22 protein-coding genes are annotated in these 23280 nt (G+C 71.3%); 15 read left to right on the top strand and 7 right to left on the bottom strand.

What is annotated here, in order from left to right:
- The first annotated feature begins 4 nt into the window (after positions 1-4).
- Positions 5-835: a trypsin-like peptidase domain-containing protein gene (locus ACH4D5_RS03725; RefSeq protein WP_398298147.1), complete on the top strand. Its 831-nt coding sequence runs from the start codon at positions 5-7 to the stop codon at positions 833-835.
- Between the two features lie 44 nt (positions 836-879).
- Positions 880-2574, top strand: a complete 1695-nt coding sequence (locus ACH4D5_RS03720; RefSeq protein ID WP_398298145.1) for a hypothetical protein — start codon at positions 880-882, stop codon at positions 2572-2574.
- Between the two features lie 18 nt (positions 2575-2592).
- Here the strand turns inward: ACH4D5_RS03720 and ACH4D5_RS03715 are convergent, their stop codons facing one another.
- The 4 genes from ACH4D5_RS03715 to ACH4D5_RS03700 form a co-directional block, all read right to left on the bottom strand.
- Positions 2593-3003, bottom strand: a complete 411-nt coding sequence (locus tag ACH4D5_RS03715; RefSeq protein ID WP_398298143.1) for an NUDIX hydrolase — start codon at positions 3001-3003, stop codon at positions 2593-2595.
- A gap of 10 nt (positions 3004-3013) precedes the next feature.
- Complete coding sequence (locus tag ACH4D5_RS03710; protein ID WP_398298141.1) at positions 3014-3904, bottom strand: radical SAM protein; 891 nt, start codon at positions 3902-3904, stop codon at positions 3014-3016.
- 173 nt (positions 3905-4077) lie between these two features.
- On the bottom strand, positions 4078-4557 hold the full coding sequence (locus ACH4D5_RS03705) for a heme-degrading domain-containing protein (protein ID WP_398298139.1): 480 nt from the start codon (positions 4555-4557) through the stop codon (positions 4078-4080).
- Entirely contained in the window at positions 4554-5666 is a 1113-nt protein-coding gene (locus tag ACH4D5_RS03700; RefSeq protein WP_398298137.1) for a Gfo/Idh/MocA family oxidoreductase, read from the bottom strand. The genes ACH4D5_RS03705 and ACH4D5_RS03700 overlap by 4 nt, the downstream gene beginning before the upstream one ends.
- Positions 5667-5722: 56 nt before the next feature.
- Between ACH4D5_RS03700 and ACH4D5_RS03695 the strand changes: the two genes are divergently transcribed.
- The 12 genes from ACH4D5_RS03695 (at position 5723) to ACH4D5_RS03640 (ending at position 17103) form a co-directional block, all read left to right on the top strand.
- Positions 5723-6937, top strand: a complete 1215-nt coding sequence (locus ACH4D5_RS03695; protein ID WP_398298135.1) for an ROK family protein — start codon at positions 5723-5725, stop codon at positions 6935-6937.
- Between the two features lie 567 nt (positions 6938-7504).
- Positions 7505-8206 (top strand): hypothetical protein, encoded by a 702-nt coding sequence (locus ACH4D5_RS03690; RefSeq protein WP_398298133.1) that lies wholly within the window; start codon positions 7505-7507, stop codon positions 8204-8206.
- 69 nt (positions 8207-8275) lie between these two features.
- Positions 8276-9070, top strand: a complete 795-nt coding sequence (locus ACH4D5_RS03685) for a GntR family transcriptional regulator (protein WP_398298131.1) — start codon at positions 8276-8278, stop codon at positions 9068-9070.
- Positions 9071-9218: 148 nt separating this feature from the next.
- Positions 9219-10343 carry a TIGR03364 family FAD-dependent oxidoreductase gene (locus ACH4D5_RS03680; protein WP_398298129.1) on the top strand — a complete coding sequence of 375 codons (1125 nt, stop codon included), beginning with the start codon at positions 9219-9221 and terminating at the stop codon, positions 10341-10343.
- 5 nt (positions 10344-10348) lie between these two features.
- On the top strand, positions 10349-11044 hold the full coding sequence (locus ACH4D5_RS03675; RefSeq protein ID WP_398298127.1) for a phosphonatase-like hydrolase: 696 nt from the start codon (positions 10349-10351) through the stop codon (positions 11042-11044).
- Positions 11044-12096, top strand: a complete 1053-nt coding sequence (locus ACH4D5_RS03670) for an ABC transporter ATP-binding protein (protein ID WP_398298125.1) — start codon at positions 11044-11046, stop codon at positions 12094-12096. The genes ACH4D5_RS03675 and ACH4D5_RS03670 overlap by 1 nt, the downstream gene beginning before the upstream one ends.
- Positions 12089-12961: a 2-aminoethylphosphonate ABC transporter permease subunit gene (locus ACH4D5_RS03665; protein ID WP_398298123.1), complete on the top strand. Its 873-nt coding sequence runs from the start codon at positions 12089-12091 to the stop codon at positions 12959-12961. The genes ACH4D5_RS03670 and ACH4D5_RS03665 overlap by 8 nt, the downstream gene beginning before the upstream one ends.
- Positions 12948-13745 carry an ABC transporter permease gene (locus ACH4D5_RS03660; protein WP_398298121.1) on the top strand — a complete coding sequence of 266 codons (798 nt, stop codon included), beginning with the start codon at positions 12948-12950 and terminating at the stop codon, positions 13743-13745. Before ACH4D5_RS03665 ends, ACH4D5_RS03660 begins: the two co-directional genes overlap by 14 nt.
- Before the next feature lie 52 nt (positions 13746-13797).
- Positions 13798-14880 carry a 2-aminoethylphosphonate ABC transporter substrate-binding protein gene (locus ACH4D5_RS03655; protein WP_398298119.1) on the top strand — a complete coding sequence of 361 codons (1083 nt, stop codon included), beginning with the start codon at positions 13798-13800 and terminating at the stop codon, positions 14878-14880.
- Positions 14881-15034: 154 nt separating this feature from the next.
- On the top strand, positions 15035-15814 hold the full coding sequence (locus ACH4D5_RS03650) for an HAD-IIA family hydrolase (RefSeq protein WP_398298117.1): 780 nt from the start codon (positions 15035-15037) through the stop codon (positions 15812-15814).
- Positions 15815-15873: 59 nt separating this feature from the next.
- A complete protein-coding gene (locus tag ACH4D5_RS03645) occupies positions 15874-16422 on the top strand; it encodes a hypothetical protein (protein WP_398298115.1) in 549 nt (182 codons plus the stop codon).
- A 15-nt stretch (positions 16423-16437) separates the two neighbouring features.
- Positions 16438-17103, top strand: a complete 666-nt coding sequence (locus tag ACH4D5_RS03640) for a class F sortase (protein WP_398298113.1) — start codon at positions 16438-16440, stop codon at positions 17101-17103.
- Between the two features lie 321 nt (positions 17104-17424).
- Here the strand turns inward: ACH4D5_RS03640 and ACH4D5_RS03635 are convergent, their stop codons facing one another.
- Positions 17425-18201, bottom strand: a complete 777-nt coding sequence (locus tag ACH4D5_RS03635) for a GAF and ANTAR domain-containing protein (RefSeq protein ID WP_398298111.1) — start codon at positions 18199-18201, stop codon at positions 17425-17427.
- A gap of 158 nt (positions 18202-18359) precedes the next feature.
- On the opposite strand from ACH4D5_RS03635, the gene ACH4D5_RS03630 reads away from it, so the two are divergent.
- Positions 18360-19394 carry a glycoside hydrolase family 6 protein gene (locus tag ACH4D5_RS03630; RefSeq protein ID WP_398298109.1) on the top strand — a complete coding sequence of 345 codons (1035 nt, stop codon included), beginning with the start codon at positions 18360-18362 and terminating at the stop codon, positions 19392-19394.
- Positions 19395-19437: 43 nt separating this feature from the next.
- Here the strand turns inward: ACH4D5_RS03630 and ACH4D5_RS03625 are convergent, their stop codons facing one another.
- Positions 19438-21375 (bottom strand): galactose oxidase-like domain-containing protein, encoded by a 1938-nt coding sequence (locus ACH4D5_RS03625; RefSeq protein WP_398298107.1) that lies wholly within the window; start codon positions 21373-21375, stop codon positions 19438-19440.
- On the bottom strand, positions 21372-23261 hold the full coding sequence (locus tag ACH4D5_RS03620) for a glycosyltransferase family 2 protein (RefSeq protein ID WP_398298533.1): 1890 nt from the start codon (positions 23259-23261) through the stop codon (positions 21372-21374). The genes ACH4D5_RS03625 and ACH4D5_RS03620 overlap by 4 nt, the downstream gene beginning before the upstream one ends.
- Positions 23262-23280 lie beyond the last annotated feature (19 nt).

Genomic DNA, 23280 nt, shown 5'->3' with positions numbered 1-23280 from the left:
CGCGGTGTACGACGAGCACTTCATCGAGATCTTCCGGAGCGGCTGCCGCCAGGGCGGCGAATGCCGACGGGGGGACGACTGCCGACGGGACGAAGGCCTCGGGCAGGACGAGAGCTGCCGTCGGGGCTCGGGCGTGCGGCTCACCCGGGAGTTCGCCCTCACCGCCGCGCACTGCCTCAAGGCCCGCGAGCTCAAGGGCCTCGACCCGGTCATGCTCCGGCTCTCCGACGGCAAACAGGTCACGGGCGCGGTCCTCGACTACGACCGGCGGTCCGACCTCGCCCTGCTCAACCTCAGCTTCGCCGAGGGCGAGGACGTCCAGCTCCCGGGAGTCTGCTTCGACGACGCCCGCCGCGACGAGCTGTGGAAGGCGACCCACCAGCCCCCGGAGACCGACGACGTCCTGACGGGCATCGTGGCCGACGTCTCCTACGAGTACGGCGAGCCCCAGAAGGGCGTGAAGATCTGCGCCCTGCGCCTCAACTGCCACGCCAGCCTCGACGACTACGGGATGTACGCGGGCAGCCCGGTGGAGCGCGGCGACCCCTACCGCCCGACGGCGGTACTGGGACTCATCGTCGAGCGGCGCGCGGCGGCCGGCACGGCGGGCGACACGGTCTACGCCGGCACGATCCGCGAGGCCGTCCGGCAGTTCGACCGCTTCCGGTTCCGGATCGAGGACCTGGCGAGGGACCAGTGGCCCCTTGCCGTCCGGCCCTACTCGGTGGAGGCGACCGAGACGGAGCAGAAGCTCCGGGTCAGTGCCGCCGTGGCCGAGGCCCTCAAGAAAGCGGGCCACGACTCCGTGGTGGCAGTGCACTGGATACGCCGCTGACCCAGCAACCGGCACGTGGGCCGGCGACCTCCCGGGAGGGGACCATGACGACGATGCGGTACCTCGACGACGCCATAGCCGTCGCCGAAGAGATGCTCCTGGCCCCCGCCGGGCCGCGACGGCAGGACAAGGGCCGCCTCGCGGCCTGTGTGAAGCACGTCCGCAGGCCCGATCCCGCCGACAGGTCCCAGCAGTTACGGGCGGGACAGCTCATCCACCTGGCCAAGCTGCTGAGCGCCCTCGGCATGAAGACGCTGTCCCTGTCGGTGGCCGACATGACGCTGCGGCACATGGAGATCGTGGAGGCGGACCGCGAGGTGTACGCGGCGTCCGTCTGGAACGAGCTGGGCTCGCTGCTCGCCGAGCACGGCGAACTGGAAAGGGCGCGGCTCGTCCTCGGCCGCGCGCTGAGCAGGGCCGAGCGGGGCAGCCAGGTCCCCGAGCGGGGCCGCATCCTCGCCAATCTGAGCGCCGTCAGCCTGCGCAGGGGCGACCTGGGGGACGCCGACTTCTGGGCGGAGAAGGCGCTGGAGGAGATGGACACGCGGCCGGGCGACGACCCCGACGCCCGGCTGACGGCGGATCTGGTGCGGCTGGAGGTCGCCAGGTCGGGCAAGGACATCGACCGGATCCACGACACCCTGCAGAAGTTCGACCGGTCGGCGGAGCACTCCATCGCCCTCAAGGGCGGCGACCACCCCGCGGCCATCGCCGCCCGGCGCGCCCTCGCCACGGCGACGTTCGAGGCGGCCGCGGCCGGGCACGACGTGGAGCTCAGCGAGCGGCAGCTGAGCGAGCTGGAGATCGTGAAGCTGAACGCGTCGGCGTTCCTGGGGGCGACCCACCGCGAGACCATCGTGGCCCAGGCGGCCCTGGCCGTCGCGGAGTTCGAGGCGGCGAGCGGCGGCTCGGGGAGCCTGCTGCGCCGGCGGCGGGCCGTGGTGCTGCTGGAGAGCGCCGAGGAGATGGCCGTGGAGGCGCTCGGCAGGGAGCACGCCCAGACCCTCGCGATACGGGAGGCGCTCGCGCACTTACGGGCGGCCACGGTGCAGACGGACGACCTGCCGTACCGGATCGACCGCACGTACACCCCGCAGGAGAACGACGTACGCAACACCGCCAAGAAGAAGGCGATCGACGCGGAGCGGAACGTGATCCGGCTGACCGCGCACGCGGGCGCCTCCTATTTCCTCGCCGACCTGGACATCTTCTACTGGCAGATTCATCGCGCCCTGGAGCGCGGCACCTATTTCCACGTGATTCTGAGCAGTCCTTGGAACAATCTCGCGATCTTCATGCAGCACAGCGCGGACTCGGAGCCGGTGAGCCATCAGAACATCGTGGACCGGGTGCGGGCGAGCACGTATTACCAGGAGACGTTCCTGCCGGTCATCGCCTCCTATCAGGACCTGCGCGAACGATTCCCCGATCACATCGAACTGAAGCTGACGCCCACCGACATATCCGGCTCGACGCTGCTCACGTCGGAAGCGGGATTCTTCGAGCCGTACATCACGATGAATCCACTGCAGCGCACCCGCAGGGGCCTGAGCGTCTTCGAGCACCAGTTCCTGAAGGACAGCAAGTACTACGAGGACAGCCTGGCGGCGTTCCGTACGCAGTGGGAACTGACCAGCACGTGGGAGCAGTTCGGCATGCACGAGGAGAAGCACAAGGAGAGGCTGCGCGCGCTGATGACGACACAGTCCGACGACCGGTGGAGCAAGAGCCAGGAATAGGGATGCCCCCCCGGCAGGTCAGGGGCAGTGCACCGCGCCGTCCCTGATGCTTCTGAGGACACCCGCGGAGCCGACGAAGAGCGCATCGGGCAGCGCGTCCAGGGGCCAGAACTGCCAGCGCAGACAGCGGTCCGGTTCGCGTACGAGGATGTCGCCGGTGTAGTCGACGACCTCGACGCCGACCTGCATGTGGTGGTTGGCCGCCGGGTCCGGGTCGGTCACGCAGGCGACCCGCAGGTCCAGGGCGTGGATGCCGGTCTCCTCCGCCAGCTCCCTGCGGGCGGCGTCCGTCAGGGACTCGCCGACCTCCAGATGGCCGCCGGGCAGGCCCCACGTGCCCGCGCCGAAACAGTTGGCCCGCAGACCGAGCAGGACGTCACCGCCGAGGCGGACGATCGCCTGGACACCTACGCGTACATGCGCTGTCATCGGGAGCTCCTCACAGGGCCGGCGTGCCGTCCGGGTCCGGATAGGTGCCGGCGAAGTTCTCGACGTTCCGGGCAGGGGTGATCAGCTCGGCGGGCCGGAGCGTGCGGTCGGCGAGCTTCTCGAAGAGATTCCCGATCCTCCGTTCCTCACCCTCGTCGACGACGACGATCTCGCAGTCCGGGTCGATGAAGAAGTAGCTGCCGGTGCGGGTCGAGTTGCGGTACACCCGCAAGGTCACCCCATGCCGCCGCGCGGCCTCCTCGCACTCCGCGACGACGTCCTCGAACTCCGCGTCGCCGATGGAGAGCCAGTCCCGGTTGTCCGCGCCGTAGTTGGTCTCGGACATCTGGTAGACCTTCCACACGTCGGGCAGCGAGGTCTCGTCGTCGATCAGGTCCAGGACGTGCGGCGCGCCCTTCACGTTGAGGCGGGTGACGACCGTGCCCAGCTTCACCCGGACGTGCGCGTGGTTCTTGCGCACTTCCTTCAGCAGGCCGAGCACCCTCTCGCGGTGCGGTGCCGGGCTGCCGGTGCGCAGCAGGCCGTGCTCCGCCGCGTCCTTGGACTCCAGTGGCAGGGCGAGCCACGAGAGGTGGGGGAGGATGCGCTGCATGGACTTCAGCGGGGCGAGGCCGTTGGTGCTGAGGACGACGCGGGGCGGCCGCCCGGACGGCAGCGGGCGGCTCAACTCCTCGGCCAGCTCGGGGAGGTAGGGCAGCAGTGTCGGTTCTCCACCGGAGATGACGACGCCTCGCACACCCGAGTCCCGGAGGACGGAGGCGATCCGCAGCGCCGTTTCCCGGGGCATCGAGGGGACCTCGTGGCGGGGGCCGAAGCAGAAGGGGCAGCTGAGGTTGCAACGCCCGATGGGACGCAGGTCTACAAACGCGGGCAGTTGCATGGACGGACACTATGGGGTCCGTGGGGCCCCGGAGTATCGCTTCCCCTCATTCAAGCGAGTGGTTTTCACTCGTTGCGCTGAACAATCCCGGTTCGGGCTGCGAGGAACCGTTCCGGCGGTGACGAACCGTACCGTTCAGGCTGCGGTGAACCTTTCAGGTTACGGCGAACCGTTCAGGCTGCGGTGAACCGCTCCAACGCCTCCACCACCAGCGCGTGGTCCTCCACCTGAGGCAGCCCCGACACCACCACCGTGCCGATCACCCCCGCGCCCTCCACCGCGATCGGGAACGCGCCGCCGTGCGCCGCGTACACGTCGGGGTCGAGGCGGGAGGAGTCCTCGAACGTCGTGCCCTTGGCGCGGAAACGGGAGCCGACCAGGTAGGAGGAGCAGCCGTAGCGCTCCACGACGCGGCGCTTGCGGTCGATCCAGGCGTCGTTGTCCGGGGTGGAGCCGGGCAGCGCCGCGTGGAAGAGCTGCTGGCCGCCGCGCCGGATGTCGATCGCCACGGGGGCGCGGCGCTCGCGGGCCAGCTCCACCAGGAGCGTGCCGAGCGCCCACGCGTCGTCGTACGTGAAGTGGGGGAGGACCAGGCGGCGCTCCTGCGCCTCCAGCTCGTCGATGCTCGGCGGGGTCACCTCGTGCGCGGTCACAGCGTCACCGCCACGCCGTCGCGGGCCGAGCGGCGGGCCGCCTCCAGGACGTCCAGGGCGGCGGCGGCCTCGTGCGCGGTGACGGGGTTCTCGCCGGTGCCGCGCAGGGCGTTCGCCACCGCTTCGTAGTACGCGGGGTAGTCGCCCGGCAGGGTCGGCAGCGGGCGGCCGCCGCCGGTCAACGGGGACTCGCCGGAGCCGACCGTCCCCCACATCGACTCCGGCTCCACGCCCCACGGGTCCTCCGTGGCCGGGCGCCTGCCGTCGCGCAGCGCCGCCTCCTGCGGGTCCAGGCCGTACTTCACATAGCCCGCCTGCGAGCCGAGGACCCGGAAGCGCGGGCCGAGCTGGGCGGTGGTGGCGCTCACATAGAGGTGTGAGCGGACGCCGTTCGCGTGGGTGAGCGCGAGGAACGTGTCGTCGTCGGCCTCCGCGCCCGGGCGCCGGACGTCCGACTCGGCGTACACGCTCACGACCGGGCCGAAGAGCACCAGGGCCTGGTCGACGACGTGGCTGCCCAGGTCGTAGAGGAGACCGCCGATCTCCTCCGGGTTGCCGGATTCGCGCCAGCCGCCCTTCGGCTTCGGGCGCCACCGCTCGAAACGGGACTCGAAGCGCCATACCTCGCCGAGGTCGCCGTCGGCGAGCAGCTTGCGCAGGGTGCGGAAGTCGTTGTCCCAGCGGCGGTTCTGGAAGACGGAGAGGAGCAGTCCGCGCTCGTCGGCGAGGGCGGCGAGCCCGCGTGCCTCGGCGGCCGTGCCCGCGACCGGCTTGTCCACGACGGCCGGGAGGCCCGCCTTCAGGGCGGCGGTGGCCAGCGCCACGTGCGTCTTGTTCGGCGACGCGATGACGATCAGGTCGAGCTCGTCCGCCCGCTCCCACAGCTCGTCGGCCGAGGGCGCGCAGCGCAGGCCGTCGCCGAACTCGGCGCGGGCCTGGGCCTGCCGCTCGGGGTTCGACGTCACGACCGTGTCGAGGACGAGGCCCTCGGTGGCGGCGATCAGCGGGGCGTGGAAGACGGAACCCGCGAGGCCGTACCCGACGAGGCCGACGCGGAGGGGAGCACGCGTGCCTGTGCTCGTCTCAGTACCAGTACCTGTGCCAGTCATGTCCTCCACTTAAGCAACGGTGTTGCCAAAGTGCAAGCGGGCGGGACAATGGGCTGGTGAAGTCGTACGTGAACAGGGTGAACCCCGGAGTGAACCTCCCCGCCGTGCGCGGGCACAACACCGCGCTCGTGCTCGATCTGCTGCGCGCCGCGGGCGAGGAGGGCATCAGCCGCCTGGAACTCGCCGAGCGCACCGGGCTCACCCCGCAGGCCGTCAGCAAGATCACCGCGAGGCTGCGGGCCGAGGGTCTGGCCGCGGAGGCGGGCCGCCGCGCCTCGACGGGCGGCAAGCCCCGCACCGTGCTGCGCCTCGTCCCCGGCGCGGGCCACGCGGTCGGCCTCCACCTGGACCGCGACGAGCTGACGGCGGTCCTCGCCGACCTCACCGGCACGGTGGTCGCCGAACGCCGCGCCCCACTCGCTTTCGGGGCGGGCGCGGAGGCGGTGGTGGAGGTGGCGGTGGGGGAGGTGCGGGGGTTGCTCGCCGGGGGCGGCGGCATCGGTGGCGGTGCCAGTGCCAGTGCCAGTGCCGGTGCCGGTGCCAGTGGCAGTGGCACCGGCGGTGACGGGGTCGGTGGCGCCGGTGGGGGTGCCGTGTCCGTCTCCGGGGTCGGGGTCGCGTTGCCCGGGCCGCTCGACCACGCGGCGGGGGTGCTGCATCGCGTCACCGGGTTCCCGGAGTGGGACGGGTTCGCGCTGCGGGACGTGCTGTCGGGGCGGCTCGGGCTGCCCGTCGTGGTCGACAAGGACACCAACGCCGCGGCTCTCGGCCTCGCTCTCGCGGGTGCCGCCGACTCCTTCGCGTACCTCCATCTGGGTACGGGGCTCGGTGCCGGGCTCGTGCTCGGCGGCGCCCTGCACCGCGGGGCCCGTACCGGCGCGGGCGAGTTCGGCCACCAGGTGCTCCAGCTGGACGGGCCGCCCTGCGAGTGCGGGGACCGGGGCTGCGTGGAGGCGCTCTGCCTCGCGGCCGTCGCCCGGGGCGACCTGGACGAGGCGGCGCGGGTGCTCGGCACGGCCGCCGGCAATCTCGTCGGCCTCCTCGACATCGACCACGTCCTCCTCGGCGGACGGACCGTCTTCGCGGCGGGTGACCTTTTCGTACGGGGGGTGGGCGCCGTCGTCGCCGAGCGCGTCCGGCGCGGGGGCGGGACCCTCCGGGTGCCGGTGAGCCTCGCGTCCGGCGGGGAGCGGGGGGTGGCGGAAGGCGCGGCACAGCTCGTCCTCGCACCGCTCTTCGGGCGGGCCGAGGTGGCTTTTCCGGTGCGTTGAGGGCGGGTTGGCGGTTGGTAGGCGTCACGGCCCGGAGTTATGCGTGGGGTTGGGGATCTCGCCTGAACGGGGGGCTTGGGTGGGCCGGTCGGTCCTGTCCGGCGCTGGTGGGGTGGCCGCGCCGCCGACGCGTGGCAGGGTCGGAAGCGGGAGCGGTTCCGGGGCGGTGTGGTGTGGTCCCGGCTGGTGATCCGGTGCCGTCCGGTGGTCGGTCCGGTGCTGGCTGGTGGTCCGCTCTGGTCCGATGCGGTGAGGACCGGTGGTCCGGTGCCATCCGGTGTTTCCCTGTCCCCGTCCCCCGCCCCCTGCCCCCCTCCACCCGCGCCCCCCACCCGTCCCCATCCCCCTTCGCCAGCCGGCGCCGAGTAAAGGTGTTTCATGGGCTTCCGCAGTTCTCTCGCCTTCGGTGGCACCGCCGTGGTCGTCGCAGCCGCCGCTCTCGTGTCCGCCGTGCCTGGTGTGGCCGTGGAGGGGGGCGCGCGGGGTGGTGGCGGGGCGGGGTGTGTGGCCGCAGGGGGCGTGGTCCGGGATTCTTGTGCCGCCGTCCCCGGGGAGTCCGGGGTCCGTGTGGCTCAGAAGCGGGAGCGGGAGCGGGGACCGGAGGAGGTCCGGGGTGGCGCCGGGTGGCGGCCCAGCTGTGTGGATGAGGAGCGTGTCGACTTTCCCATCGACACCCGTATTCGCCGGGGGCCCGCCGACTATGAACCCGGTGGCGGTCACGAGGAGTGGACCGTCGACCTCACCAACGCCACCGACGAACCCTGCGGCAACATCCACCCCATCCTCGTCCTGGTCGACGAGCAGCGGACGCTGACGGCCCGGCAGGTGCGGCTGCGGTTCGACGACGGGACGCGTTGGCGGGACGTCGCGTTCGAGCGGACCGGGCAGGGCGAGCACGTCGGTGTCTTCGACGACGGTTTCGCCGGCTTCACGGTCGCGCCCGGCCGTACCGTCACCGTCAAGGTCCGGCTCGCCTTCACCGCCGACGCCGGGCCCAACCACATCGTGGCGTCCGCCGCCGTGGTGCAGCGCAGGGGCGGCGACGGCGACTGGGTCGGCGCCTCCAACGACTACCCCTTCGACCTCGCCCCCGCCGCCGCCACGGAACGGGACGCCGAGCCGCCCGCCGGCCTGCGCGCCGAACTCGCCGAGACCGGCCGCCACGTCCCGCTCGCCACGCGCATCGCCGCCGCCGGAGCCGTCGTCCTCGTCGGGTGCGGCGTCCTCGCACTGTGGGGCGCCCGCCGCCTGCGGGCCCGGGGGCGCTGAACGCGGGCATGGAAGGGCACAGGCAGGCTCCGGCGACCCCCGTTCACGTACGTCTGCGAACATCCCCGGGTGGACAACCCGAACACCGCGCACCACCCCGCGCACCACCCCGCCCACCTGCTCGACCAGGCGCCGGGCGCCCCCATCCGCTCCGGCATCCCCGAGCACGGCCGCATCCCGAAGTACTACGCCGTGAAGGCCAGGATCGCCGCTCTCATCGAGGAGTTGGGGGACGGACAGCCGCTGCCGACCGAGCGGGACCTCGCCGAGCGGTACGAAGTGGCGCGCGAGACCGTGCGGCAGGCGTTGCGCGAGCTGCTTCTGGAGGGGCGGCTGCGCAGGCAGGGGCGCGGCACCGTCGTGGCGGGACCGAAGCTGGAGCAGCCGCTGTCGCTCGCGAGTTACACCGAGGGCGTGCGGCGGCAGGGGCGCACCCCCGGACGCAACCTCATCTCACTCGACCGGTTCCCGTGCCCGGCCGCCCTCGCCCGCGAGATCGGCGCCGACGTGGGCGAGCCCGTCTGGCACATGGAGCGCGTGCTGCTCGCCGACGACGAGCGGGTGGGGCTGGAGAGCACGTACGTCTCCGTGGCGCGGGTGCCCCGGCTCGACGCGGACTTCGAGCCCGACTCGTCCTTCTACGCGTACTTGCGCGACAGCCTCGGCATCTCCTTCGGGGACGCCGACGAGCGGATCGAGACGGTCCTCGCCACCCCGCGCGAGGCCCTGCTCATCGGGACGCCGCCCGCGCTGCCCATGCTGCTGATCCACCGGCTGTCGCGGGACACCTCGGGCCGCCCGCTGGAGCGGGTGCGCACCCTCTACCGAGGTGACCGGTTCTCGTTCACCACGCGTCTCGGCTGAAGCGGCCGCCCCGCGAACCACCTCAGCCACATAATGGAAACGCGCATAACGGAAACGTAACGGGTCTAGGCCAAGCTTGGGTGGCCGTTCACCGTCCCGTTGCCGTCCGGCCCCGCGCGGGACACCGGTCCCCAGGAGCGTTGCCGCCGTGAGAGTCATCGTCGTAGGAGCCGGCGTGGTGGGAACCATGCACGCCTGGCACGCAGTGGAACGCGGCCACGAGGTCGTACAGATCGAGCGCGAGAGCGAGGCCCGCGGGGCGTCCCTGCGCAACTTCGGGCAGATATGGGTGAGCGGCCGGGCGGGCGGCGAGGAGCTCGACACCGCCCTGCGCGCCCGCGAGCTGTGGGAGCACATCGGCGCACGCGTGCCGGGCCTCGGCTTCCGGGCCAACGGCTCCCTCACCCTCGTGCGCAACGAACACGAGCGCGCCGTCGCCGAGGCCGCCCTGGCCCGGCCGGACGCGGCGGCCCGCGGCTACAAGCTGCTCAGCGCCGACGAGGCGCGTGCCCTCAACCCGGCCCTGCGCGGCGGGTTCAGCGCCGCCCTGTGGTGCGAGCGGGACGCGGCCGTGGAGCCGCGCACCGCTCAACTCCGGCTGCGCGAGGCCCTCCTGGCCTCCCCGCGCTACACCTTCCTGCCCGGGCGTGAGGTGCGCGAGGTCGTCGGCGAGAGCGCGGTCCGCGACGACCACGGCGACATGCACACCGGTGACGCCGTCGTCCTCGCCACCGGCGCCTGGCTCGGCGGCCTCGTCCGCGAGCTGGCGGGACCCGACCTGCCCGTGCGCCGCGTACGCCTGCAGATGATGCAGACCGAGCCCCTCGGCGAGCCGCTCACCACCTCCGTCGCCGACGCCGACAGCTTCCGCTACTACCCGGCGTACAAGTCGCCGGCACTCGACGCGCTCAACGCCGGCCAGGCCCAGACGCCGACCGCCGCCGAGCACAAGATGCAGCTGCTCATGGTGCAGCGCGCGGACGGCGGCCTGACCATCGGCGACACCCACGAGTACGAGCACCCCTTCGCCTTCGACACCGTCGAGGAGCCCTACGACCACCTCACCGAGGTCGTCGAGGGCTTCCTCGGCCGCCCGCTGCCGAAGATCAGGCGGCGCTGGGCCGGGGTGTACGCGCAGTGCGTCGACACGAGCCGCGTCGTGCACCGGCAGCGGGTGCGCGACGGCGTGTGGCTGGTCACCGGGCCCGGCGGGCGCGGCATGACCTGCTCGCCCGCGATCGCCGAGCGGACCGCCGACGAACTGGGATGGTGAGGGAATTGACCGCGAACGAACACATCGGCCTGGTCGTGCTCGACATGGCCGGCACCACCGTCGCCGACGGCGGCCTCGTCGAACAGGCCTTCGCCGCCGCAGCGCGGGAGCTCGGCGTCGAACCGGACTCCGCGGATCACGCCGCGAAACTGGAGTACGTCCGCGCCACGATGGGCGAGTCCAAGATCTCCGTCTTCCGGCACCTGTTCGGCGAGGAGAAGCTCGCACAGCAGGCGAACATCGCCTTCGAGAAGGCGTACGGGTCGCTGGTCGACGGCGGCCGTATCGCACCCGTACCCGGGGCGCGCGAAGCCATCGAGGAGCTCGCGGACGACGGCCGCACCGTCGTCCTGACCACCGGGTTCGCCCGGGTCACCCAGGACGCCATCCTCGACGCGCTGGGGTGGCGGGACCTGGTCGGACTGACCCTGTGCCCCGCCGACGCGGGCGGCCGCGGACGCCCCTACCCCGACATGGTGCTCAGCGCGTTCCTGCGGACCGGCGCCGTGGCCGACGTCCGGGACGTCGCGGTCGCGGGCGACACGGTGTACGACATGCTCAGCGGCGTACGCGCAGGCGCATCCGTCGTCGCAGGGGTGCTCACCGGCGCCCACGGTGCCGCCGCGCTCCGCGAGGCCGGGGCCACCCACGTGCTCGGCTCCGTCGCCGAACTGCCCGCGCTGCTCCGGGGAGCCGGCTGATGGGCAGCGGCATCCGCTTCGACGGGGTCTCCGTCGCGTACGACGGGCACACCGTCCTCGACTCCCTCGACCTGACCGTCGAGCCCGGCGAGGTCATGGCCCTGCTCGGACCCTCCGGCTCCGGCAAGACCACCGCGCTGCGGGCCGTCGCGGGCTTCGTGCGGCCCGCCGCGGGGCGGGTGTTCATCGGGGACCGCGACGTCACCGCGCTGCCGCCGCACCAGCGGGGCATCGGCATGGTCGTCCAGCAGTACGCCCTCTTCCCGCACATGCGGGTCGCCGACAACGTCGCCTTCGGCCTGAAGGCGCAGAAGACGCCGAAGGCGGAGATCCCCGGACGGGTCGCCGAAGCCCTGGAGATGACGGGCATGGCCGCGTACGCGAAGCGGTTCCCGCGCGAGCTGTCCGGCGGGCAGCAGCAGCGCGTCGCCATCGCGCGGGCGCTCGCCATCCGGCCCGGCGTGCTGCTCCTCGACGAGCCGCTCTCCGCGCTCGACGCGCAGCTGCGCTCCGGCATGCTGGCCGAACTCGCCCGGCTGCACCGCGAGTTGCCCGACGTGTCGATCCTGTACGTCACCCACGACCAGGTCGAGGCGCTGACCCTGGCCGACCGGATCGCCGTCATGGACCGGGCACGGCTGCGGGACTGCGGGACGCCGCAGGAGCTCTACCGGGCGCCGCGCACGGAGTTCACGGCGTCGTTCGTCGGCAACGCGAACCTCCTCGCGGTGACGGTGGGGACGGGGGCCGTCTCCTTCGGCGGGGTGTCGCTGAAGGTGGACACGGGGGAAGTCGCCCCGGGGGCCGCCGCCACGCTGTGCGTGCGGCCGCACCTGGTCGGCCTCGGGGACGGGCCCAACGCCCTGACCGGGCGGGTCGCCGAGGTGCAGTGGCGGGGCGCCACGCACCGGCTGTACGTCGAGGTGTCCGGGGAGCGGGTGAAGGCGGACGTCCGTGAGCTGCGGACGCCGCCGGCCATCGGGGACGAGGTCACGCTGCACTTCGCGCCCGACGACGCGGTGCTCCTTGCCGGAGGGGTGACCGATGGCTAGCTCGGCGCTCACCGCCGCACCCGTGAAGCAGTCAGGGCCGCCCCTGCGGGTCCCCCGCTGGGTATGGGTGCTGCCGCCCGTCGGCCTTCTCGGGGTGTTCTTTCTCTACCCCCTCTTCCTCGTCGTCCAGCAGTCCGTGCAGCCCGACACCGGCGGGACCTCTCTCCAGCCGTACGCCGACGTGTTCGCCTCCGAGGCGTTCCGGGAGGCGCTCGGGACCACCGTGTGGCTGGCGGCCGGGGCGACCGTGGGATGTCTCGTGCTCGGGTTCGCGCTCGCGCTGGTCATCGCGTTCGTGCCGTTCCCCGGCGGGAAGGCCGTCGCGAAGTTCATCGACGTCTTCCTCTCCTTCCCGTCCTTCCTGATCACCCTCGCCCTGCTGTTCATCTACGGCACGAAGGGCATGGCCAACGGCGTGTGGACGGACGCGACCGGCGTCGCCGAGGGACCGTTCCAGTTCCTGACCACCCCGTGGGGCGTGCTGCTCGCCGAGATCACGTACTTCACGCCCTTCGTGATGCGGCCGCTGCTGGCCGCGTTCTCGCAGCTCGACACCGCGCAGCTCGAGGTCGCGTCGAGCCTCGGGGCCAAGCCCGCCCGGATCGTGCGGCGCGTCATCCTGCCCGAGGCGCTGCCCGCGCTCGCCGCCGGCGGCAGCCTCGTCCTCGTCATGTGCCTGAACGAGTTCGGGATCGTCCTCTTCACGGGGGCGAAGGGCGTCACGACCCTGCCGATGCTCGTCTACAGCAAGGCGATGCTCGAAGCCGACTATCCCGCGGCGTGCGTCGTCGCCGTCGTCAACATCGCGATCTCCGTGGGCCTCTACGGCCTGTACCGGGTGGTGAGCCGTCGTGTTGGTGCATAGCCGCAAGGGGAAGTGGGCCACCTGGGCCCTGTTCGCCGTGCTCTTCCTGCCGCTCTTCGCGCTGCCGCTGCTCGTGATCCTCACGGCGTCGTTCTCCGAGCACTGGTCGGGGGCCTTCCCGTCCGGGCTCACCGGCGAGCACTACGCGTCGGCCACCCGCGGGGAGTCGCTGCGCGCCCTCACCACCAGCCTGGTCACCGCCGTCGGCGCCAGTCTCCTCGCGCTGACCGTCGGCTCCTGGGCCGCGCTCGCCGCCGCATCCCTCAAGGGGAGCGGCCGCAAGCTGCTCGACGCGCTGTTCGTGCTGCCCGTCGCCGTGCCGTCCGTGGTCGTGGGCCTCGCGGTTCTCGTCGCCTTCTCCAAGCCGCCGATGATCCTCAACGGGACGCGGTGGATCGTGATTCTGGCGCACGCCCTGCTGGTCACCGCGTTCGCCTACCAGTCGGTCACGGCCGCGATCGCGCGGCTCGATCCGGCGTACGAACAGGCCGCCGCGTCGCTGGGCGCCCGTCCCTCGTACGTCCTGTGGAAGGTGAAGCTGCCGCTCCTGCTGCCGTCCCTCAACGCGGCCGCCGGGCTCTGCTTCGCCCTCTCCATGGGTGAGCTGAGCGCCACGATGATGCTCTACCCGCCGGACTGGACGCCGCTCCCCGTGCGGATCTACGCGGCCACCGACCGCGGGTCCACCTTCACCGGCGCCGCCCTCGCGGTGGTCCTGATGGCGGCCACGCTCCTCGTGCTCCTCGCCGTCTCCCGCGTTCGCACCCGCGCCTCCTACCGCTGACCCCGCCAAGCCGACTTCTTCAAGCCGACTTCTTCAAGGAGTACGAAACGTCATGTCGCGTCACACCCGCATCCGCATCAGAGCGCTCGCCGCCGTCACCGGTGGCCTCGTCCTCGCAGGATCCCTCACCGCGTGCGGCGGCGGCTCGGCCGCGTCCGACGACAAGGTCGTCACCGTCTACAGCGCCGACGGCCTCAAGGGCGAGAACGGCGACGGCTGGTACGACCGGGTCTTCAAGGACTTCGAGAAGAAGACCGGCATCAAGGTGAACTACGTCGAGGGCGGCTCCGGCGAGATGGTGCAGCGCGCCGTCCGCGAGAAGTCCAACACGCAGGCCGACGTCATCATCACCCTGCCCCCGTTCATCCAACAGGCCGACGAGAAGGGCCTGTTGCAGGCGTACGAGCCCAAGGGGTCGGACCGGGTCGGCGGCGCAGACAAGGCCGCCGACGGCAAGTGGACCGCCGTGGTGAAGAACTACTTCGGGTTCATCCACAACAAGAAGGAACTGGCGGGCGGCAAGGCGCCGAAGACGTGGGAGGACCTCACCGACCCCGCGTACAAGAACAAGGTGCAGTACTCCACGCCGGGCGTCGCGGGCGACGGCACCGCCGTGCTCATCAAGGCGATGCACGACTTCGGCGGCAAGGAGCCGGCGATGGCGTACCTGAAGAAGCTGCAGACCAACAACGTCGGCCCGTCCGCCTCCACCGGCAAGCTCGCGCCCAAGGTCGACAAGGGCGAACTGCTCGCCGCCAACGGCGACGTCCAGATGAACTACGCGCAGTCCAAGGACATGCCGAACCTCGGCATCTGGTTCCCCGCGACGAAGAAGAACCCGGACAGGCCCACCACGTTCGCGCTGCCGTACGCCGCCGGCCTGGTCAGCAAGGCCCCCCACAACGCCAACGCGAAGAAGTTCCTCGACCACCTCCTGGGTGAGCAGGCCCAGCGGCAGGTCAGCGAGATCGGCGGCGGCTTCCCCGCCCGCGAGGACATCAAGGCCACCGACGCCAACGCCATCGCCCTCGACAAGATCATCGACGGTGTGGAGATCTTCGAGCCGGACTGGAAGGACATCTCCGAGAACCTCCAGTCGTACGTGGAGGACTGGAAGTCGGCGACGGGCAGCTGAGCCGTCCCGGCCGAACCGTCACGCCCGAACCGGCCCGCTCGGGCCGGACGTGATCGGCGGGGTCAAGATCACCGCATCCTGATTAGGCTGTGGGCTGTCGGCACAGCGCTGTTCCGGCGCCCCAGCCAACCCGTACACCGCAGGAGTGCACCCCATGGCAGAGCGCAAGCCCATCGAATCGTGGCTCACCGACATGGACGGCGTGCTCATCCACGAGGGAGTGCCGATCCCCGGCGCCGACGCCTTCATCAAGAAGCTGCGCGAGTCCGGCAAGCCCTTCCTGGTCCTGACGAACAACTCCATCTACACCGCGCGCGACCTCCAGGCCCGGCTGAAGCGCATGGGCCTCGACGTGCCCGTCGAGAACATCTGGACCTCGGCGCTCGCCACCGCCAAGTTCCTCGACGATCAGCGCCCCGGCGGCACGGCGTACGTGATCGGCGAGGCGGGCCTGACCACCGCCCTGCACGACATCGGATACGTCCTCACCGACCACGACCCGGACTACGTGGTGCTCGGCGAGACCCGCACGTACTCCTTCGAGGCCATGACCAAGGCCGTCCGCCTCATCAACGGCGGCGCCCGCTTCATCTGCACCAACCCCGACGAGACGGGCCCCTCCACGGAGGGCCCGCTGCCCGCCACCGGGGCCGTCGCGGCGCTGATCACCAAGGCGACCGGCAAGAACCCGTACTTCGCGGGCAAGCCCAACCCGCTGATGATGCGGACCGGCCTGAACGCGATCGGCGCGCACTCGGAGACCAGCGCGATGATCGGCGACCGCATGGACACGGACGTCCTCGCCGGGCTCGAAGCCGGCATGGAGACGTTCCTCGTGCTCACCGGCCTGACGACCCGGGCCGACATCGACCGCCACCCCTTCCGCCCGTCGAACATCGTCGACTCCATCGCGGACCTCGTCGACCGCGTCTAGCGCCCCGCCGAGATGCGGAGTCGCCCGGGGCGGGTGAACCTCGTAGGTGGAGGTTCACGATGCGTATACGTTCCCTAGCTCTCCGTCGGGCCGGGGTGGCCGTCGTCCTGGCGGCCGCCCTGCCCGCCGGTGCGGCCCAGGCCCACGACAAGGACTCGGTACGGGCCACCGTCACCCCGGCCAGTGCCGCGCCCGGCGCCACCGTGGAGGTGAGCGTCTCGGGCTGCGGGGGCACCACCGGTACGGCGGGGTCGGGCGCCTTCGAGGGCGACGCCGAGCTCACCGGCCGCGACGGCGGCAAGTACGCGCTCAACGGCAGCACCAAGATCAGGCGTGGTGTCACCGGGACGTTCGACGTCACGGTCACCTGTGACGGCCACCCGCACCAGGGTGTCGGCACGGTCCAGGTGGCCCGGCACGACGCGGCCCCGGTCTCCCCGGTGCGGGCCGGTGGCGGCGGTGCCGCGCAGCTGACCACCGCCGCCTCGGCCGAGGCGGAGGAGGCGGGGCCCGGCACCCGGCACGCCGTGATCGGCCTGGTCCTCGCCGGTGTCGCCGCCGTGGCCGTCGCGTTCCGCAGCGTCCGCCGCCGACGACGCTCCGAGTGACGGGCGGGCGGAACCGTGTCCAGCGGTGGACGCGCGACCGGCTCGGGACGCCTGCTGACCGGCGTCGCCTGGGCGGTCCTCCTGGTCGGCCTCTGGCTCTGGGGCAGCGACATCTCCGGCCTGCGCGGCGGGCTGTCCGCGCCCGCCACGGGTGACGTGGCCGCGGTCGGCCGCCCCCTCGGCGTCCAACTGCCGCCCGCGCACGAGCCGTTGGCGCCCGCGCGTCCGCAACGCGTCGACGTGCCCTCGCTGGAGGTGCGGGCCCCGGTGGCGGCCCGCGGCCTGGACGCCGACGGCGCGATAGACCCGCCGTCCTTCGCACAGGCCGACACCGTCGGCTGGTACGCGGGCGGCGCCCGGCCCGGGGAGCCCGGCGCGGCCCTCTTCGTCGGCCACGTCGACACGGAGACCGAACCGGCCGTCTTCTACGACCTGAGCGCGCTGCGCGCCGGCGAGGAGATCAGGGTGGCCCGCGACGACGGCACGGTCGCGGAGTTCACGGTGGACGACGTCCGGGTCGTCACCCGGGCGCGCTTCGACGCGGAGAAGGCGTACGGCCCGCACCAGGAGGGCCGCGCCGAGCTGCGGCTCATCACCTGCGGCGGCGTCTTCGACAAGACCGCCCGCACCTACTCGGCCAACGTGATCGTCTCGGCCTACCTCACGGGCGTGCGGTCGTAGCGAAACTGCCGTGACCTCCCGGTGTGCGGCTCCCGGTGTGCGGCTCCCGCACCTGGCCCGGTCGGCGGCCCGCTCCCCCCGGAGCCGCCGACCGGGCTGGTCCTCGACCGCGCGCGCACGGGCTGCGGGAGAAACCCGGCGCCGGCGCGGGAGGTACGGGGACCATTCCGGAACGCGGAATGGTCGACCGGCCGGGGGCTTGGGCCGTGCAAGAAACTGTAGAACGAATGAGCGCGTGGGCCTAGAGGGCGATCCGGGCGGAATGACGCCACGTCGCGGATCCCTCTCCCTGCGTGATCGGCGCAGGTGGGGGCCCGACCCTCAGGACGGTCCTCCCCTGTCCCGGCGGAGCGTCTCGGCGTCGATCAACCCCTTGATCACCTGTGCCGCGACCACGTCGACGACCTGCCGTTCTCTGCGTGCGTAGCTCCGCATCGCCTCGAACGCCTCGTCCATGCCCGTCTGCCAGCGCTCGGCGAGTATGCCCTTGGCCTGTTCGACACGGATGCGGCTGTCCAGCGCCGTCTGGAGCTGCTCGGACAGCAGCCGGCACGCGAAGTGGGTGCGGTGATTGTGCAGGCCGGTCGCCGCGGCGTTGGCGAGCGCCTGCGCGATCCGCACCTCGCGGTCGGACGTCGGCCCGCTCTCGTGGCCCACCGCGCGATGCGCCGCCGCCACGAAGACGTTGACCGCACCCAGTACCGTGCTGTTCCGTCTGATCGGCACCGCGTACGTCTCCGCGATGCCGTACTTGCCGGCCCGCGCGGCGAACGCCGGCCAGCGGGCCCCCGCGCCGGCGGAGTCGATCCGCACCGGTGCCACGGGCTCGCCGGTGCCGAAGCTCTCCACGCACGGTCCGCCGAGGTGCTGGATCTCCAACAGCTCCTGGATCGCCGCCCTTGGGCGTCCACAGGCGGCGAGGAGCACGTCGTCGGCACCGCCGGTGTACATCACCCCGGCGCCCCGGGCGCCGAGCAGCTCCACGCAGCGGTCGGCGAGCCGCCTCAGATAGCGGCCGAGGTCGAAGTCGTCGATCAGAGTGTCCGCGGTCTCCACCAGGACTTCCGCAAGCCGCAGTTCGCTGTCGCGGTCTCGCATGCCCCATGCACCTCCACTCCCCGCGGACTGCGCCTACCCCGCTGCGGCGGGCTGTAACAGCTCTCGTACAGCTCCCTGCGCCGGGCCTCGCGGGCCTCGTGGGGAGGGGGGAGGTATGCCAGGATTGGGGCAGGGCCAGTGCACCCGAGGGGGAGTGGATGGACCGCAAACACACCGGCCGCGCACGGGGTTTCGCGGCCCGGGGGGTGAGGACGGGAGCGGCGCTCGCGGGGGCCGCGCTGCTCCTCGCCGGGTGCTCCTCAGACGGCGGCTCGGAGGACGACGACACGTCGAGCCGGCCGGTGAAGCAGCAGCCCAAGGAGAAGGACCCGTACTGGGTCAACCCGGACGGCAACGCGGCCAAGCAGGTCGCCGCGTACGCCAAGGAGGGCAAGAAGGACGACGCCGAGCTGATCCGGAAGATAGCGGAGCAGCCGGTCGCCGAGTGGATCGTCCCGGAGAACGCGGAGGACCAGGCGCGCGGCTTCACCGAGGCGGCGGAGAAGGCCGACCGGGACGCGCTGCTGGTGGTCTACAACATCCCGCACCGCGACTGCGGCCAGTACTCCGGCGGCGGTGCGGCCGACGGCAACGCGTACCGCGCCTTCATCGACCAGGTCGCCAAGGGCATCGGCGACCGGCCCGCCACGGTGATCCTGGAGCCCGACGCGGTCCTCCACCTGGTCGACAACTGCACGCCGGAGCAGTTCCACGAGGAGCGGTACGACCTCCTCAGGGGCGCCATCGAGAAGCTCAAGTCCCTGAAGAACACGAAGGTGTACCTCGACGCGGGCAACGCGGGCTGGCAGAACCCCGACGCCCTCTGGGAGCCGCTGAAGCGGTCCGGCGTCGAGCAGGCCGACGGCTTCGCGGTGAACGTCTCCAACTTCCAGACCACCGAGGCCAGCACCGAGTTCGGCAAGAACCTCTCGGCGAAGATCGGCGACAAGCCGTTCGTCATCGACACGGGGCGCAACGGCGCGGGGCCGTACACCAAGGGCAAGGACCCCTGGTGCAATCCGCCGGGGCGGGCCCTCGGCGAGACGCCCACCACCAAGACGTCCGACCCGCTGGTCGACGCGTACCTCTGGGTCAAGCGCCCCGGCGAGTCCGACGGCACGTGCAGGGGCGGCCCGAAGGCCGGGGAATGGTGGCCCGAATACGCGTTGGGCCTGGCTAAGGCGGCCCGTTAGAAGCGCGGGGTTGCTCGCGCAGTTCCCCGCGCCCCTGACGGGGCTACGGCACCCGTACCCAGCGGGCCTTGCTGGGGGTGCCCTCGTCGTCCGTGACGAAGAGCATGTACCAGCCGGACTCGACCAGGCTCCGGTTCTTCGGGACCGTCACCGTGACCTCGCCCCGCGACTTCTTCAGGTCGAGCGCGATCGACGTCTGGTCGATGTCCGTGACATGCGTCGAGGCACTCGGCTTGATGAGGCGGGCCGTCTTGACGGCCGACGCGCGCTTCGTCGGGAACGTGCCCGACTCGCCCCGTGCGATGGTCTTCGGGCCCGCGCCGAGCGCCGGCCGCGAACCGTGGTAGAGATACGGCGGCGTGTAGATCTCGATGCGCTGCTCGAAGATGCCGGGCTTGGTGTTGGCCTTGTCGGCGTAGAGCGAGTCGGAGCCGAAGAACATCACGCGGCCGTCGGGCAGCAGGACCGAACCGGAGTGGTAGTTGCGGCCCACCTCGGGGTCGGCCACCCGCCGCATCTTCCCGGTCTTCGCGTCGTAGATCCGCGCCTGGTGGATGTTGGAGTCGCCGCGCCCGCGGTAGTCCTCGGAGCCGCCCGAGATCAGCACGGTGTCGTCGGGCAGCGTCGAGATCTGCGGATAGCGCGTGCCCTTCTCCAGCGAGGGCCCGTCGACGAAGCGCGGCTCGTCCGCCTTCAGGTCGACGACGCGGGTCTTCTCGCTGGACTCCTCGGACTCGCCGACGCCACCCCCGCCGACGACCATGTACTTCTGGTCCTGCGCGGGCGGCAGCTCGACCGTGCCGGAGGTCTCCAGGAGCTTCTGGTCGCTCAGGCCGGGGATGCCCCGCCACTTGTTGGTCCGCAGGTCCCAGATGCCGGGCTTGCGGCCGACGTCGTCGGGGCCGTAGCCCGCGTTCGAACCGGAGTAGAAGAGCTTGCCGTCGGGCAGCTGGAAGATCGCGGGGTACGTCGGGAACTGGCGGATCCCCTTCGTGTACGTCCACTTCTTCGTCTTCGGGTCGTACACCTCGTTCTTGCCCGGCACCAGCTGGCCGATCTCGTCGAGGCCCGAGGTGGAGAGGATCCTGCCGTCGGCGAGGGTGGTCAGCGTGGGGTACCAGCGCGCCTCGTTCATCGGGTCGACCTTGATGTACCGCTCGGCGACCGGGTCGAACTCGAAGGTGTCCTTGATGCCCTGGAAGTCCTTCTTGTCCAGGGCGAGCTTCTGCGCCATGCCGTAGACGTTGCGGGTGTCGGAGCCCCTCAGGCCCTGGATGCGGTAGTTGTCCTGGGTGCCCGTCTCGTACTTGGCGCCGCTCCTTGCCGCCTCCACATAGACCCGGCCGAGGCCCGGCTCGGTGCGCAGGAACCGGCCGGTCCGCTTGTCGAAGATTTTCTTCGCCTTCTCGACCAGGACGCTGTCCTGGGAGACGAACGTCCTGCCGTTCTTCTTCCCGGTGAACTTGGTGCCCGCGGGGATCGTCTTCGGCTCGTCCGGGTCCTCGTTGTGGACGATCATCAGGCCGCCGGCCTTGGTGACGTCGCCCTTCAGCTTCTCGTAGCGCTGGGTGCCGCCCGCGATCAGCAGATTGCCGTTGCCCAGCTGGGTGTGGCCCGTGCAGAACAGGTCGGTGGGCGTCGGAATCTTCTTGATGGTGTTCTTGACCGGGTCCCACAGCCGGGTGTCGAACTTCTTCTTGTCGAAGTTCTTCTGGTTGTTGCCGGAGCCGGCGACCAGCAGGACCTTGCCCGTGTGCAGGAGCGCCGCGTGGATGGTGTTCTGCCGGTACTCCTCGGGGAAGTCGAGGACCTCCCAGTGGCCGTTGTCCGCCTTGTACTCCGGCCTGTTGATCTTGTACTCGTGGTACTTCTCGGAGCCCACGCGCCACAGCCACGGGCCGTTCAGCCCCGCCAGCGCGAGGACGACCGCCGCGCCTATCGCGATGCGGCGGGCGCGACGACGGCCGGCACGCTCTTTCATTTCTCACGCCCCCCGAGCGAGATCCGCGGGGTCTGGCCGGGCGGGGCGGCCCAGCTGGGCTTCTGCCGCGGAACGATCACGTCGGGCACGGGCGGCCCGGGCCTCTTCCTGTCCTGCCGCATGCCCCAGCGCCACGCGAAGATCGGCGCGGCCGTGATCAGCAGGGCGAAGGTGGCCCAGGTGATCATCGCGGGGTGGGAGTGCCCGTACACGAAGGCGGCGGCCATCGAGCCGCCGAAGACCAGGATGAAGAACAGATGGATCCGGAAGGTCCCGAACAGCGTGTCCGGGCTCGCCGAGTCGCCCTTGGGGGTCACCACGAACTTGCTCTTGCGGCGCAGGGCCGCGTCGAGGAGCGAGCGCGCGTAGACCGGTGCGGAGAGCGCCGACATCACCATGCCCGCCACCCCGCCGGAGCCCTCGGGCTCGTGCGGGGAGACGTTGTGCCTGCGGTTCCAGATGTAGAGGCCGATCTGCAGCGCGGAGGCGTTGCCGTACAGCATCAGCCAGATGGCCGGGTCGATGTTCACGCCGGACGCGCCGAACCCCAGGAACAGTGCACAACTCAGCGCCGCCAGAATCCAGTTCAGGGCGGACATCGGGTAGAAGATGACCATCATCGTGTAGTTGAAGAGGCGGCCGGGCGGCAGCGAGAACGGCGCCTTCCAGAACTGCTTGAGGATCGTCTCGTACGTGCCCCGGGACCAGCGCAGCTGCTGCGTGAAGAAGTCCGTCCAGGCGTTCGGGCCCTCGCCGACCGCGAGCACGTCCGGGGTGTAGACCGACTTCCACTTCTTGCCGGTCGCCGGGTTCGTGGCGCGGTGGATCTCGAAGCCGGTCGCCATGTCCTCGGTGATCGAGTCGTACAGGCCGCCGATCTGCTTGAGGGCCTTGACGCGCACCGCGTTGGACGTGCCGACGAACATCGGGGCGCCGTACGCGTTGCCCGCGCGCTGGATCAGCGCGTGGAAGAGGAACTGCTGCGACTCGGCGGCCTTGGTGACGAAGTTGTCGTAGTTGCCGTAGACCTGCGGGCCGATGACGAAGCCGACGTTCTCGTCGCGGAAGAAGCCGAGCATCCGCTCCAGGTAGTTCGGCATCGGGACGTGGTCGGTGTCCACCGACGCGAAGTAGTCGTAGCCGTCGCCGTGCGCGTCCAGCCAGGCGTTGTAGTTGCCGTGCTTGGTCCTGGCGCGGTGCGGGCCCTTGGCCGTGTTCCACCGCGCCACGCCCTTGCGGGAGAAGTGGTGCACGCCGAGCCGCCGGCAGACCTCCTTGACCTCGGGGTCGTCACCCTCGTCGAGGAGCCATACATGCATGGGACCGCGGTGACGGATCTTCACCGCGGCCTCCAGCGTCTTCGTCACCATCTCGATCGGCTCCTTGCCGGGCACGAACGAGGTGAGGAAGGCGACTCTGGTGCCGGTCTCGGGGACCACGGGTATCGGGTCCCTGGCGACGAGCGTGGCGTGCGCGTTCGACAGCACGTTCATGCAGCGGAAGAACTCGATCAGACCGATCGATATGAGCATGACGACGTCGAGGGCCGGCAGCCAGTCGTTCGCGACGTGGTCCCGCTCGGTCCAGTGCTCGGGCTGCAGCAGCCAGCCGAGCAGTACGAGGGAGAGCAGCGGGGCCGCGCCCAGCATCAGCGCGGCCCGTATCCTGTGCGGCTCCTGCGAGAGCAGCGAGCGGTACCTCACCCTGTAGGGCCTGCCCGGATCCGGCCGGGTCAGGGGGCCGGCGAGCCGGCTGTAGTGCTCGTAGTCGTACCGCGGCAGGGTCTTCTTGATTCTGCGGAACCCGCCCGTCGCGTGCGACGGCACCCGTAACCGGGTCGTCTCCGACGGGTCGTTCTGTCGGGCGCCCGGCGGCGTCGACGTCATGAGCATCCCCCCGCACGCG

The organism is Streptomyces sp. NPDC018029, from assembly GCF_044327655.1.
In the GTDB taxonomy this organism is placed as follows: domain Bacteria; phylum Actinomycetota; class Actinomycetes; order Streptomycetales; family Streptomycetaceae; genus Streptomyces.
This window is presented reverse-complemented; position numbering and strand designations above follow the sequence as displayed.

Coding starts and splice junctions, on each gene's coding strand:
- ACH4D5_RS03720 (WP_398298145.1), top strand. CDS start 880: ATGACGACGATGCGGTACCTCGACGACGCCATAGCCGTCGCCGAAGAG.
- ACH4D5_RS03715 (WP_398298143.1), bottom strand. CDS start 3,003: ATGACAGCGCATGTACGCGTAGGTGTCCAGGCGATCGTCCGCCTCGGC.
- ACH4D5_RS03710 (WP_398298141.1), bottom strand. CDS start 3,904: ATGCAACTGCCCGCGTTTGTAGACCTGCGTCCCATCGGGCGTTGCAAC.
- ACH4D5_RS03700 (WP_398298137.1), bottom strand. CDS start 5,666: ATGACTGGCACAGGTACTGGTACTGAGACGAGCACAGGCACGCGTGCT.
- ACH4D5_RS03670 (WP_398298125.1), top strand. CDS start 11,044: ATGGGCAGCGGCATCCGCTTCGACGGGGTCTCCGTCGCGTACGACGGG.
- ACH4D5_RS03665 (WP_398298123.1), top strand. CDS start 12,089: ATGGCTAGCTCGGCGCTCACCGCCGCACCCGTGAAGCAGTCAGGGCCG.
- ACH4D5_RS03655 (WP_398298119.1), top strand. CDS start 13,798: ATGTCGCGTCACACCCGCATCCGCATCAGAGCGCTCGCCGCCGTCACC.
- ACH4D5_RS03650 (WP_398298117.1), top strand. CDS start 15,035: ATGGCAGAGCGCAAGCCCATCGAATCGTGGCTCACCGACATGGACGGC.
- ACH4D5_RS03645 (WP_398298115.1), top strand. CDS start 15,874: ATGCGTATACGTTCCCTAGCTCTCCGTCGGGCCGGGGTGGCCGTCGTC.
- ACH4D5_RS03635 (WP_398298111.1), bottom strand. CDS start 18,201: ATGCGAGACCGCGACAGCGAACTGCGGCTTGCGGAAGTCCTGGTGGAG.
- ACH4D5_RS03630 (WP_398298109.1), top strand. CDS start 18,360: ATGGACCGCAAACACACCGGCCGCGCACGGGGTTTCGCGGCCCGGGGG.
- ACH4D5_RS03625 (WP_398298107.1), bottom strand. CDS start 21,375: ATGAAAGAGCGTGCCGGCCGTCGTCGCGCCCGCCGCATCGCGATAGGC.
- ACH4D5_RS03620 (WP_398298533.1), bottom strand. CDS start 23,261: ATGACGTCGACGCCGCCGGGCGCCCGACAGAACGACCCGTCGGAGACG.